The organism is Rhizobium rhododendri, from assembly GCF_007000325.2.
GTDB classification, from domain to species: domain Bacteria; phylum Pseudomonadota; class Alphaproteobacteria; order Rhizobiales; family Rhizobiaceae; genus Rhizobium; species Rhizobium rhododendri.
The window spans coordinates 74,971-88,116 of record NZ_CP117270.1 but is presented as its reverse complement, the minus strand read 5'-3'; the positions used below and the strand labels follow the sequence as shown (position 1 = coordinate 88,116).

The following is a 13,146-nucleotide window of genomic DNA, read 5'->3' as shown; positions in this document are numbered from 1 at the left end:
ATCAGCCCCCCTGCATGGGCGACAGGATTTCGATCCGATCGCCGTCTTCGAGGCGCCTGTCCGCCCTATCCTCGCGGTGCACGAGATCGCCATTGACTGCTGTGGCCAGCCACTCGCCTTCGTATTCCAGCACGGCAAGTAGCTCCGCCAGCGTTGCCGCCTGCAGAGCCTGGGTTTCACCATTGACGATGAGTTGTTTCATCGGGAAAACTCCTTCCTGGTGGACGTTCCATTGGAGAGGTGTGTTGCGGCCTTCACGGCCATGGCGGGCGCCAGCAGAAAGCCGTGGCGGTGCATGCCGGCAATCGCCAGCCCCTCCCCGGTTTCAACCACGCGCGGGACATTATCCGAGAAGGCCGGACGGATGCCGACACCAGTTTCCACCAGCCGCGCCTCGCCGAAGGCCGGGTGAAGCGCATAGGCCGCATTGAGCAGCTCCATCAGCGAACGTGCCGAAATCGGCCCGTCATCCTCCGTCTCGATCATCGTCGCGCCAACCATAAAACGGTGGTTGGCGCGCGGCACGACATAGATGGGATGGCGCGGATGCAGCATCCGCACCGGACGCGACAAACTGATCTCATCGGTTTCCAGATGCAGCATCTCGCCCCGTACGCCACGCAGCCCGGTAATGTGGGGGATAGCCGCCGGTCCGGTGCAATCGATTGTGGAAGTGTAGTGCCGTTCCGGCGGTTGGCTGGCACCGAAGTGAAACCGGCTGCCACCCCGGACGAGAGCTTCGGCCAGGCAGGTCAGCGCCCGCCGCGGATCGAGATGGGCTTCAGACGAAGAGAACAGCGCCCTTTCGAAGCGACCGCCAAGCGATGGCTCGAGTTCGGCTATACCATCCCGGTCGAGCCAGACGTGGCCTGTCGTGCGGGAGGCGAACCGGACGAGATCCGGCAGGTCGCGCGGCTGCGCCACCACCAGCGTGCCGTTGCGCACGACCTCGCCCGGAACGGCGTCGCTCCACCAATCGGCCGCCCCGCGACCCAGTGTCAGAACGCTCTCGTCCGCCGCCTCGCTTTCGCAATAGGGCGCGAGCATTCCGCCGGCGAAGGACGATGCCCCGAGCCCTGCCGCATCCCGGCAATCGACAATATCGACCTCATGGCCGCGCTTGCGCAGCTCATAGGCGACAGCCAGTCCGGCGACACCGGCGCCCCTGACGAGCACCCCTGCCATCAGGCTTCACCTACCACGTGTTCGGCCGCGTTTTCCACGGGCATGTAGAGATCGCCGCCATCGCGATAACGGGCGGCCATCGCCTCCAGCCCCTCCTTCTGCGCTTCGGCTCGGATATCGTGCGAAATCCGCATCGAACAGAATTTGGGTCCGCACATGGAGCAGAAATGCGCCACCTTATGCGCCTCCTTAGGCAGCGTCTGGTCGTGGAAGCTGCGCGCCGTATCCGGGTCGAGCGAAAGATTGAACTGGTCCTCCCAGCGGAATTCGAACCGGGCGCGAGACAGGGCATCGTCGCGCAGGCGTGCGCCCGGATGTCCCTTGGCGAGATCGGCGGCGTGGGCGGCGATCTTGTAGGTGATGACGCCGGTCTTGACGTCGTCGCGGTCGGGCAGGCCCAGATGTTCCTTCGGTGTCACGTAGCAGAGCATAGCGGTGCCGAACCAGCCGATCATCGCGGCGCCGATTGCCGACGTGATGTGGTCGTAGCCGGGGGCGATATCGGTGGTCAGCGGTCCAAGCGTGTAGAACGGCGCCTCGCCACAGGTCTCCAGCTGCTTGTCCATGTTCTCCTTGATCTTGTGCATCGGAACATGGCCCGGTCCTTCGATCATCACCTGGCAATCCTTTGCCCAGGCGATTTTCGTCAGTTCGCCCAGCGTCTCCAGCTCCGCGAACTGGGCGGCATCGTTGGCGTCGGCAATCGAGCCCGGACGAAGTCCGTCGCCCAGCGAAAACGTCACGTCGTAGGCGCGGGCGATATCGCAGATCTCGTCGAAGTGCTCGTAGAGAAAGCTTTCGCGGTGGTGGTGCAGACACCACTTGGCCATGATGGACCCGCCGCGCGACACGATGCCGGTCACGCGGTTCACGGTGAGGTGGATATAGGCGAGACGGACGCCGGCATGGATGGTGAAATAATCGACGCCCTGTTCGGCCTGCTCGATGAGTGTGTCGCGATAGACCTCCCAGGAAAGATCCTCGGCAATGCCACCCACCTTTTCCAAAGCCTGATAGAGCGGCACGGTGCCGATCGGCACGGGCGAATTGCGGACGATCCAGTCGCGGATATTGTGGATGTTGCGGCCGGTCGACAGGTCCATCACCGTATCGGCGCCCCAGCGGATCGCCCAGACCATCTTCTCGACCTCCTCCTCCATGGACGAGGTGACAGCAGAGTTGCCGATGTTGGCGTTGATCTTCACCAGAAAATTACGGCCGATGATCATCGGCTCGCTTTCGGGATGGTTGATATTGGCCGGAATGACGGCGCGGCCCTCGGCCACCTCGCGGCGCACGAATTCCGGCGTTACGAAATCCGGGATGTGAGCGCCAAAACTTTCGCCATCCCGCAACGAGGCTTCACGGACAGCCTGGCGTCCGAGATTTTCGCGGATGGCAATGAATTCCATCTCGGGCGTGATGATGCCGGCGCGAGCATAGGCAAGCTGGGTGACGGCCCGGCCGGGAGCGGCCTTCAGAGGCGCATTGCGAACGGGAAATTCCGGCGTCAATCGCTCGCCGGTGGCAAAGCCGTTATCCTCCGGCATGACGTGGCGGCCTTCGTAACGCTCAACATCGCCGCGCGCCAGGATCCAGTTTTCCCGCAGGCGCGAAAGACCGCGATCGATCGCAACGATATGGCCTGGATCGGTATACGGGCCCGAGCTGTCATACACGATGACAGGCGGCTCCCCCGCAGTCGGATGCAGGGAGATTTCGCGCATCGGCACGCGAATGTGGGGATATCGCTGGCCTTCGACATGGATTTTGCGGGAGGCCGGGAATGCGCCCGAGGTGACCGTCGGGCTCTGGTTTTTAGCGGCAATATTCATCGTGAGGCTCCAAGTTTGCGTTTGGAGACCCAGTCCTAGAGCCGGAATGATGGAAGAACGCCGACACGGAATCCGGGATGCGGATCTGTAACTGCAGCAGCGCTTTGCACCGTCCCTACGCCAGTATGAACTGGATCAGGTTCAACGGGTCACTGCGCGCGATAGCAGAATCTCAGCCCCTTGACGGGACACCCCTGGTGAATACGACAAAGCCTATGGCAGCCCGACGAAGGCGTCAAGGGGATGAAAGATGATGTCATTGCCACAGTGCGAAACACAGCCGCGGGGCTTGATGAGAGCTGAACCGGTGGAAGTTGGAACTCCTGATGCGGGCAGAGATATGCGCTGGCCGGGCGCTGCGTTTTAGGTGCGCGCGCATCAAGGCCCATTGCGACCAAACGGCCACTACACCCGCACACGCATCCTGGCGTGGTTGCGAAGTGTCATACAAGTGAACCGGAAGGCACTATTTCTGCGACGAAGGGCGTACAATATTGCCCTGACATAGGATATAATCTGACGAAATGCCTCGGCTCGGCCGGGCGTTCTTCAGATAGAGGCTGTGCCATGCTTTCTACCATTCGACGGGACCTGAAAGACAATATCGGTGACCAGTTTCGGGGCTTCCGGCATCTCATCCACACGTTGAGCTCCGAGGCACCCGCCATCAGCGTCGCCAACCAGCCATTGCCACCCCTTCCGGCAGAGCTAAGCCGTCTTGTCGGCGGCACTTTGCAGACGGTGGATGGGGTGATGACAACGTTGCAATCGCTCGTCACGCCTTTGCGGGATCTGCGGGCGCCGGAGGCAGGGTTCCGGGAGTTCTCCTTCTACTTCGGTGCAGCGGGCGGAGCAATCTCTGGCGACGAGGACGAACTCACCGACGACCTTTACGCGGCGCTCAAGCTCATCACCAAGGGCGTCGGCCCGGCCCGGCTCATCCTGAAAGCGCGTGTCACGGCAGCGGCAAGGCAAGTCATGACGATGTCCAGAAGCGAGCGATGGACCGTGGACGACCTCGGCACCTGCTGCGCAACAGTTTTCATCGCGTTCGTAAAGCACGAGCCAATCGCGAGCGTCGGTAATGCCCATGACAGCGAAACCTGGAAACTCTACGCGGCCCTGTCGCTTGCGTTCGCACTTTCGATTTCAGATCGCCTCACGGGAAGCGAGTTTCAGTCGTTTACGCCGGATGCGATCACGGTTTGCAATCTCCGCAGCGAGGTCTTTCAGGAAGCCATCAGGTCCGGCTCGCGAACCGAAGCGCTGATTAAAACCTGCACGAGCCTTCTCAGACACCTTCCCTGAAGCTGTGCGCTGAACATTTGACAGTTTCTTATGCATATTGTACAAATTAAGCGCAACATTCGGGATAATTTGTCCTGCCGGAGTTACGCGCTTGGATCTGCTCACCCAGAATGAGATTGCAGCAGAGCCTGATTTCGGACATCGGCTCCGCCAACTCAGATGGTTTCGAAAGTCATTTCGCAGCAGTGCGCAGACGCTATCTGCGCGTTACGGACTGTCTGTCACCATCGACGAGGACAAGCTTGCAAAGGTATTCATCGACTGGGTCGAGGTGCTGGATGCGAAGAAGAGCCTGGCGACTGTGAACCGTGCGGATTTCATCGTTTTTGCCGGCGGTCTCGCATTGAAAGAACTGATCAAGGCGCGGCCTGCGAAAGTCGATCTGGTAGAGGCAAAAAGTGCCGTTCCGGTCCCCGGGATTGTGGCCTTCTGGCCCGAGGGTTTTCTTTATACCAACTATTGCATCAGTGCGGTCATAGCGGTGCATCAGCAGGAATTCCAGTCGACATTACCCCTGTCGGGCGGTGTGGATGATCTGCGGACCTGGTGGTCGTTCAAGGAGAACACCAGCGAGATGCCTGCCTATGCGGTCGCATTTCTCGATAAGTTTTTTGGCGGCGAGCCCAACTGGGCGACACCTGATCTGCCAGAGATGCGCGTCGGCATGCTCGCCCGGCAAAATGCGGAAAACAAGCTCGATCGGGCCCCGAGCACAGAACGGCTGGTAGCGCCGACAATTTGAGCGCCGCGGCGATCGGCCTTCATGATCGCTCAGGCATGGAAGTTAGACTTTTCCTCCAGGCTATCTTCGCAAAGAGACTTTGGGGCATCCGGGTGAATCTGATCCACCCGGACTTGCACTATATGATCATCGCCATCGGCGTTTCGATGTATGTCCTGAAAGCTCCGATCAACTCTGCCGCGAGCGCGCCATCCACTGCACGGTGATCGGTCGATAGCGTCACGGTCATCAGCGTCGCGGGTACCACGGCCTCCCCGGAGATCACGGCGCGTCTTTCTCCGGCGCCGACGGCAAGGATGGTGGCGTGCGGCGGATTGACGATGGCTGCGAATTCGCGAATGCCGAACATGCCAAGATTGGAGATCGCGGCGGTCCCCCCCTGGTACTCCTCGGGCTTCAGCTTGCCTTCCTTGGCGCGGGCACCGAGGTCCTTCATCTCGGTCGAAATGACAGACAAGGTCTTTGTCTCGGCATTTCGCACGATCGGCGTGATAAGCCCGCCGGGTACGGATACGGCAACGCCGATATCTACATGCCGATGGACGATCAGGCTGTCGTCAGTCCATGACACGTTGGCATCAGGAACTGCGGCGAGTGCCATTGCGTAGGCCTTGATGACCATGTCGTTGACGGAAAGCTTGTTGGCTGGCTTGCCGCCGATCGGAAGCGTCGAGGAATTCACCTCGGCCCGCAGTTTCAAAAGAGCGTCGATGTTGCAATCGATCGTCAGATAGAAATGCGGTACGGTGCTCTTTGCCTCGACGAGCCTGCGCGCAATCGTCCGGCGCATGTTGCTATGGGCGACCTGATCGTAGCTTCCCTCGGCAAAGAGCTTGCGGGTCTGCTCGCTCGACGGTCCGGCAACCACAGGCTTCGGAGCAGCGGTAGGCGCGGCAACGGGTTCTTCCTGCTGAACAGGCGGTGTGTAGCCTTCCACGTCGGCGCGTGTCACCCGGCCATTTGGTCCGGATCCGGTTATGCGGCTGATGTCTATCCCGGCATTGCGCGCCAATCGCCGGGCAAGCGGGGTGGCCCGGATGCCCTCGCCCGTTTCCACGGTGCTTGCAGGGGCTTCAACGGATGCCGGCTGCTCCGGAACGGCCTCAGTTTTTGTTGCCTGGGGCGCGGCGGGTGCAGCGCTGGAGCCCGGCGAATAAGCCTCGCCGTCTTCGTAGATCCACGCCACCGGCGCTCCGACGGCGATATCGACACCCTCGGCGCCTACCACGTCGCGCAGGATGCCGCTTGCCGGGGCATCGATTTCCATGGCTGCCTTGTCGGTCTCGATCTCGAAAAGCACATCGCCTTTCTTAACCGTGGCGCCGCTTTCAAAAAACCACTTGGATATCCGGCCGGTTGCCATGTCCATGTCAACCTTCGGAAGAATGACTTCGATTGCCATGGCTCAGCGCACTCCCTTCACCAGATCGCGTGCCGCCGCGAGAATGCCGGCGACTTGCGGCACGGCTGCCTTCTCCAGCTCGGGATTGTAAGGAATGGGTGTCTCGGCGCCCCCAAGCCGCACGATGGGTGCATCGAGGTAATCGAAGGCATCGCTTTCAGCGATCATCGCACTGACCTCGGCACCGACACCGAGGGTCTTGACGCCCTCGTAGACACACATCAGCCGGGAAGTCTTCTTGACGCTGGCGATGACGGTTTCCCGGTCCATCGGGCGAATGGTGCGAAGATCCACGACTTCGACATCGATACCCTCGGCCGCCAGCGTATCGGCAGCCTCCAGCGCCTTGTGCACCATGATCGACGTCGCAACGATCGTCAGGTCGCGGCCTTCGCGCGCGATGGCAGCCTTACCGATCGGCACGATATAGTGGCCTTCGGGAACGGGTCCCTTCATCTTGTAAAGCAGCTTGTGCTCGAAGATCATCACCGGGTCCGGGTCTTCGATGGCCGCCAGCAGCATGCCCTTCACATCGTGCGGCGTGGCCGGCTGGATGACCTTCAGGCCGGGAACGTGACCGAGCCATGCCTCGAGGCTCTGGCTGTGCTGTGCTGCCGCACCGGTTCCCGAGCCTGCCGGAAAGCGCATGACCAGCGGTACGGAAACCGCTCCACCCAGCATGTAGCGAATTTTCGCCGCCTGGTTGACGATCTGCTCCATGGCCAGGGCCGCGAAGTCGGAAAACTGGAATTCGAAAATCGGACGCATACCGGTCAGGGCAGCGCCCACCGCCACGCCCGCGCCGCCGAGTTCGGAGATCGGTGTGTCCATGACCCTGTCGGGGCCAAACCGCTCGATCAGATCGCCGGTCACCTGGAAGGCGCCACCGTACACGCCGATATCCTCGCCCATGAGAAACACGCGCTCATCGGCTTCCATGGCAATCGCCATCGCCTCCTGAATAGCCTGGGAATAGCTCAGCTCTCTCACTGCCGCATCCATTACGACTGCTCCGTATATACGTTCTGTCCGAGATCAGCCGTTTCGGGCGATGGGCTGGACTTGGCAAATTCGATGGCTGCTTCAATCTCCTCGCGAACGCTGTCGCGAATGCCTGCCAGCGTCGCCTCGTCCGCTATGCCGAATTCGGCCAGCTGCTTCTCGAACATGTCTATCGGGTCGCGATTGGTCATCCAGTCGTCTATCTCGTCCTTCGTCCGGTAGCGGTTGCGGTCGCTCTTGGAATGGCCACGATGCCGGTAAGTCTTGCACTCGATGAGCGATGGCCCCAGACCGGATCGCGCCCGCTCGACGGCAGCCTGCGAGGCTTCCGCGACATCCGACAGGATGTTGCCGTCTACGATGACACCCGGCATCGAATAGCCGGCCGCGCGATCGGCAATGTTCGGGACGGCGGTCGAGCGCTCGGTCGAAGTCGACATGCCGTATTTGTTGTTCTCGCAGACGAAGACGACCGGCAGCTTCCAGACCGCCGCCATGTTCAGCGCCTCATGGAATGCGCCTTCGTTGTTGGCGCCGTCGCCAAAGAAACAGACGACGACCTTGCCGGTTTTCATCCGCTTCGATGTCAGCGCAGCGCCGACCGCAATCGGAATGCCGCCGCCGACGATGCCGTTGGCACCGAGGTTTCCAGTCGTCACATCGGCGATGTGCATCGATCCACCGCGACCGGCACAATAGCCGGTCGTCTTGCCGAAGAACTCCGCGAACATGCGCTTCACATCCGCACCCTTGGCAATGCAATGGCCATGACCGCGATGCGTCGAGGTGATCTGGTCTTCGTTGGTCAGCGCCAGGCAGATGCCCATGGCGCTCGCTTCCTGACCGATGGAAAGATGCATGGTGCCATGAATCAGACCACGCGTATAACTCTCCTCGGCGCCTTCCTCGAACTTCCGGATCAGATGCATCTTCCGCAAGGCTTCCAAGAGCTGCTCGCGGCTGAAATTCCTGTAGAGAAAAGGCATGTTGCCTGTTTCAGCAACAATTGCCTCGGCTGTCGGACTGTTTGGCATCCTTAAGCTCCTGCCCCGTAAACAAGCTTGTCCTGACGCGCCCGCAGCGCTGCGATCTTCGAGCCCGGCGCCACTGCCGCGTTGGCATAGGTGATCAGCTCACCCTTTTTGATGGCGGCCGTCACAGTGCCGCCCTGCAGCAAGCCGCAGGGAATGGCCGACGCGCTGCGCGCCTCTGGCGCCGTCATAATCCAGGCGCGGTAGCAATATTCGCCGATTGCATCGAGTTTTTCGCCCGGCTTCATATCCTTCTTGGCGACAGCACAGACCTCTGCGACCGGCTTCGACAGGGGCACCATGTCGGCCTTGCCGTAAAGCACGACGCGCGCGCAGGTCAGCGGCACTTCGAGAGACGTCAGGTGGTAGGGCCGATGGAATGTGAAGTACGGGCCCTTGCCCATCTTCAGGTCTTCCATTCGCTCCGAAATCCGCGGATGCGACATGTCGGCAACGACGAAAACGCCGGGCGCCACACCCTTGCCGATGGAATAATCGACGACTCCGATGCGCGACAGCACGCCACCGTCCTTTTCAGGCACAAGCGTCTTTGCAAGCTGGTCGAGCGTTGCTGCCGGGCCGTGCATGCCGGGTTTGTCAGGAACCAGCCCGGTCGCATTGGCGATTGCCGCCATCTCGACCATCGTCTTCGATCCATCGACGAATTCGACGAGCATACGGACATTCATGTGTCGGCGCGCGGCCTCCTCTGCATAGTCGTCCGGTATGGCATCGATGTTCAGGGGATTGTTCTTTCCCTTGCCGGCCGCAACGATCGGATGCCCCATCGCCGAGACGAATTCGATCAGCTCCATGCAGGAAGACGGTTCATCGCCGGCGCCCAGCGAGTAGGTAACGCCAAGGCGCTCGGCCTCGCTCTTCAGGAAAGCCCCTATCGTCACGTCGGCTTCGACGTTCATCATGACGAGGTGCTTGCCATTTTCCATGGCGGAGAGGCCGATTTCAGCGCCAACGGCGGGCACGCCGGTCGCATCGATCACGACGTCGATCAGGCCATTCTGCAGGATGAGATTGGCATCGCTGGTGACGGCGATCTTGCCGCTTTCCATCGCCGCCGTCAGCGCGCTTGCGCTGTCGGCTTCGCGTGCATGTCCGGTTTCCTGGTAGGCAATGTCGACCGCGCGTGACGCGGCGGGAAGATTGAGATCGCAGATTGCACCGATCTCGATGCCCGTCATGTGGGCTACGCGAGTAACGATGTCGGTTCCCATTTCGCCTGAGCCGATCAAGCCGATACGAACCGGACGTCCTGTTTCAGCGCGTGCAATGAGGTCACGCGCCAAGCCCGTTGGCGCGACGTTGATAGCCATAGAAACTCCTCCCAAGTTAATTAATGACCGTGTCTTTCAGTACGACTGTATTCGTACATTTGTCTTTCTGTCAACGCGAATGTTCATTTCGAGACCTCAAAGATGCGCTGCTCCGATCAGGCAACAGCGTACGCATGCCACCGATGTGGGATCGGCCGGCTCTCGAATTTCACGGATAAATGGGTAGTTCAGGCGAGGTTTATGGCGCTTCTGCTGCCAGGAAATCATCTGCGCCCTGCAACAGGCGCCGTGCACTTTCCTCATCGGTGATGAGGACCGTTGGCTGGACAAGGCGCATGGCGCCGAGCATCGATTCGCGCTTGTCTATTCCGCCCGAAGCGAGGATCCGCAAGGGAGTTCGGCGGATACGATCGACCTCGACCGACATGATGAGATTGTTGATCGGATGATTCAGCACATCGCCATTTCGATCGTAAAAATGGAATAGCAGGTCGCCAACCGCGCCCAGCTTTTCCAGTTCGCTTCTCTGCTTCTCGGTAAGAAAGCCGCCGCGATAAAAGGTTGTTGCAGAATCGATGCCGCCGACACTGACAACCACCGCATCCATATTGTCGGCCATGTCCAAAATATCCTGGAGACCGCATCGCTTGATCAGCGCTTCCTTCGTTTCCAGGCTGTCGACCATCGCTGGCGCCGGAATGAGGTAGCCGTCGCCTTGGAACACCTGGGCAAAGCGCCAGGCAAATTCGGCAGGATTGAATCGGCGCGCCTGGCTGACACCGCCCAGAAGCGAAATCACCTTGAAATCCTGAAGATTACGGGCATTGATCGACGAAAGACAGGCAAACAACGTCCTGCCCCAGCCGACACCGACCGTCATTCCCGGCTTCATCGCGTTAGACAGAAACGCACCGGTTGCTGCACTGATCGTCGGGATGGGGTCCGCTTCCGGATCGGACAAAGGTGCCACGACCACCTGCTCTATTCCGAAGGCGATCTCGAGCGATCGCTCGAGCCCGACGATTTCCGCAAGCTCTCCCTCAATGGCGATTTTTACTTCGTTGCGAATTCGCGCCTCCGCCAGCATGCGAACGACGGTGACGCGCCCGACGCCCAGAATATCCGCGATGTCGTTCTGGGTCATTTGCTCGACGAAATACATCCAGGCAGCCCGAATGCGCATTCTGTCAGCCCGGTTGCCCGAAGTCTGGCCGGCCGATGGGGCCTGATCTTCTGCGCCTTCGGATTTTGAGATGTCTTTCTTCGAACGTGCCAAGTTGGCTCCCGCGTCTTAGGAAGTAAAAAACTACCCTTAACAACAGTAGGCGCAATTGGAAATCGTCATTACGGTTTCGATATCCGGCTCCGGCAGATCAACCGGCGCTTGCGGAGCCGAGTTCCGAAATGCATTTCTTCGCGCGCGGAATGGAGGCGGAGCTCATGCTGAGTTCGGTCAAACCGAATTTCAGGAACAACGGGATCAGGTCCGGGCGGGCAGCGGCCTCCCCGCACATGCCGACCATGATACCAGCCTCCTTGCCGGCCCTCGCTGCCATCTCGATTGCCGTCAGGACTGCCGCATTGCCGACGTCATTGAGTGCCGCCACCTGCGGGTTCATCCGGTCGGCCGCCATGATGTATTGCGTCAGATCGTTTGTGCCGATCGAGAAGAAATCGACCTCTCTTGCCAGCGACGGCGCAATCATCACCGCTGCGGGCGTCTCGATCATCACGCCGAGAGCGAAGCTCGCAAAAGGCTTTCCTTCCGCGGCAAGTTCGCGCGTGCATTCGCCGATCAGATCCCGCGTGCGCTTGACCTCTTCGATGGTGGATACCATCGGCAACATCACCTTGATATTGCCTTGCGTTGCGGCGCGCAGCAGTGCCCGCAGTTGCGGCTTGAAGATATCCGGCCTGTCGAGACACATGCGCACACCACGCCAACCCAGGAACGGGTTCTGCTCCTCGGGAAACACGATGCCCGACACTGGCTTGTCGCCACCGATGTCGAGCGTCCGGATGATGACCGGATCGGGTGCCATTCCCCGCGCTGCCTGAGAATAGATATCGAACTGCATGTCCTCGCTCGGCAATCCGCCGTGCTTCATGAACAGGAGTTCGGTACGGAACAGGCCGATGCCCATCGCACCGGCTTCCTTGGCGGCTTCGAGTTCCTCGATGGAGCCTATGTTTGCGGCAACCTCGATCGGCGTGCCGTCCGCGAGATGCGGCCGCACATCCTTGAATGCACGCAGACGAACTTCCTCATTCGCCGCCGCGTCAAGACGCCGGGCGAACGTCTCGCGTAACGCCGCATCCGGATCGGGATAGATAAGTCCCTTGCCGCCATCGATGGCAACGTCCGTGGCCGCGACGAGGGCGTCGATACCATTGCCGAGACCGAGGACAGCCGGAATGCCGTGCGCCCTTGCAATGATGGCGATATGCGACGTGGCGCCACCGTGGGCGCAGATAACGCCCTTGATCAGTTTAACCGGTGCGCGCGCCAGGTCCCAGGCGCCGATGTCTTCCGCCAGCACAATGGATGGCTCCGTGATTTCATCGAGACCGATATCTCGCTCGCCGGCAAGCGCCAGACAGATCTGTCGCGCAATGGCTTTTACGTCGTCGGCTCTTGCATTCAGATAGGCATCGGAAACGCGACCGAAGGAGGCTGCCGTTTCGTCCGTAACCTTCAAGACGGCATCGGTCGCATCGAGGCCCTCGCCGATCGCAACCACGACGCCGTCGATGATCTCAGGATCGCCGGCAATCTCGACAAGCGCGGAAATGATGCTGCTGTCCGTTTCAGACAATCCCTTGGCAGCGAGGGCTGCCTCCATCTGCTGTCTGACAGACGAGATCGCCTTCTCGAATCGCTCGATTTCGAAGAGGATTTCATCGTCCCGCAACCGGCGTTGCATAGGTTTGAATTTCTTCGGAAAATAGCGAAATATCTTCGCCAGCCCGACGCCCTCGCTGGCGGCGATCCCCTGAAGCACGCCGGCGCGCTCAGGCGCTGCATTGCCGGTAGCGTCACTTGCAGCTGGGGCCGCAGAGGCATTTGTGACGCCGTCGAGACCCGACTCCGGATTCTCCAGGAACTCCACCAGTGCATCCAGCGCTTCCAGTGCGTCGGCGCCAGTCGCTCGCAGCGCCACAGAGTCATTTTCCTTGACCGCTAGCAGCATCAATTTTACCGAGCTTTTCGCACTGACGACCTTCGCATCCTTGACGATCTCCACTTCGCTCGCAAAGCTCTTCGCCAGCTTGACGAAGCGAGTTGCCGGACGAGCATGAAGACCTTCCTTCACGCGCACAATTGTTGAGCGTTCCATAAAAACATCCA

Annotated in this window: 11 protein-coding genes and 1 riboswitch; of the genes, 2 read left to right on the top strand and 9 right to left on the bottom strand. The window is 60.3% G+C overall.

All coding sequences use genetic code 11. The features are described 5' to 3' along the window. Position 1: 1 nt before the first annotated feature. From thiS to thiC, 3 genes are read right to left on the bottom strand one after another with little or no spacing between them, the layout of a single operon-like run. Positions 2-202, bottom strand: a complete 201-nt coding sequence (thiS, locus tag PR018_RS27190; protein WP_142825016.1) for a sulfur carrier protein ThiS — start codon at positions 200-202, stop codon at positions 2-4. Continuing rightward, positions 199-1,185, bottom strand: coding sequence for a glycine oxidase ThiO (gene thiO / locus PR018_RS27185; RefSeq protein ID WP_142825015.1), 987 nt, complete (start codon positions 1,183-1,185; stop codon positions 199-201). Before thiO ends, thiS begins: the two co-directional genes overlap by 4 nt. Next, positions 1,185-3,020, bottom strand: coding sequence for a phosphomethylpyrimidine synthase ThiC (gene thiC, locus PR018_RS27180; RefSeq protein ID WP_142825014.1), 1,836 nt, complete (start codon positions 3,018-3,020; stop codon positions 1,185-1,187). Before thiC ends, thiO begins: the two co-directional genes overlap by 1 nt. Positions 3,021-3,114: 94 nt before the next feature. Next, positions 3,115-3,226, bottom strand: a riboswitch (TPP riboswitch). Positions 3,227-3,587: 361 nt separating this feature from the next. Between thiC and PR018_RS27175 the strand changes: the two genes are divergently transcribed. Then, positions 3,588-4,328 carry a hypothetical protein gene (locus PR018_RS27175; protein ID WP_142825013.1) on the top strand — a complete coding sequence of 247 codons (741 nt, stop codon included), beginning with the start codon at positions 3,588-3,590 and terminating at the stop codon, positions 4,326-4,328. Positions 4,329-4,419: 91 nt separating this feature from the next. Continuing rightward, a complete protein-coding gene (locus PR018_RS27170; RefSeq protein WP_202617147.1) occupies positions 4,420-5,070 on the top strand; it encodes an RNA-binding protein in 651 nt (216 codons plus the stop codon). A gap of 118 nt (positions 5,071-5,188) precedes the next feature. Here the strand turns inward: PR018_RS27170 and PR018_RS27165 are convergent, their stop codons facing one another. The 6 genes from PR018_RS27165 to ptsP all read right to left on the bottom strand — a co-directional run bounded on the left by PR018_RS27165 (position 5,189) and on the right by ptsP (position 13,135). Beyond that, positions 5,189-6,472, bottom strand: a complete 1,284-nt coding sequence (locus tag PR018_RS27165; RefSeq protein ID WP_142825012.1) for a dihydrolipoamide acetyltransferase family protein — start codon at positions 6,470-6,472, stop codon at positions 5,189-5,191. Between the two features lie 3 nt (positions 6,473-6,475). After that, positions 6,476-7,474 carry an alpha-ketoacid dehydrogenase subunit beta gene (locus PR018_RS27160; RefSeq protein ID WP_142825011.1) on the bottom strand — a complete coding sequence of 333 codons (999 nt, stop codon included), beginning with the start codon at positions 7,472-7,474 and terminating at the stop codon, positions 6,476-6,478. Continuing rightward, positions 7,474-8,508: a thiamine pyrophosphate-dependent dehydrogenase E1 component subunit alpha gene (locus tag PR018_RS27155; protein WP_142825010.1), complete on the bottom strand. Its 1,035-nt coding sequence runs from the start codon at positions 8,506-8,508 to the stop codon at positions 7,474-7,476. Before PR018_RS27155 ends, PR018_RS27160 begins: the two co-directional genes overlap by 1 nt. Positions 8,509-8,510: 2 nt before the next feature. Beyond that, entirely contained in the window at positions 8,511-9,836 is a 1,326-nt protein-coding gene (locus tag PR018_RS27150; protein WP_142825009.1) for an NAD(P)H-dependent oxidoreductase, read from the bottom strand. A 199-nt stretch (positions 9,837-10,035) separates the two neighbouring features. After that, positions 10,036-11,052, bottom strand: coding sequence for a sugar-binding transcriptional regulator (locus tag PR018_RS27145; protein WP_224128035.1), 1,017 nt, complete (start codon positions 11,050-11,052; stop codon positions 10,036-10,038). A 118-nt stretch (positions 11,053-11,170) separates the two neighbouring features. Next, on the bottom strand, positions 11,171-13,135 hold the full coding sequence (ptsP, locus tag PR018_RS27140; protein ID WP_142825008.1) for a phosphoenolpyruvate--protein phosphotransferase: 1,965 nt from the start codon (positions 13,133-13,135) through the stop codon (positions 11,171-11,173). Positions 13,136-13,146 lie beyond the last annotated feature (11 nt).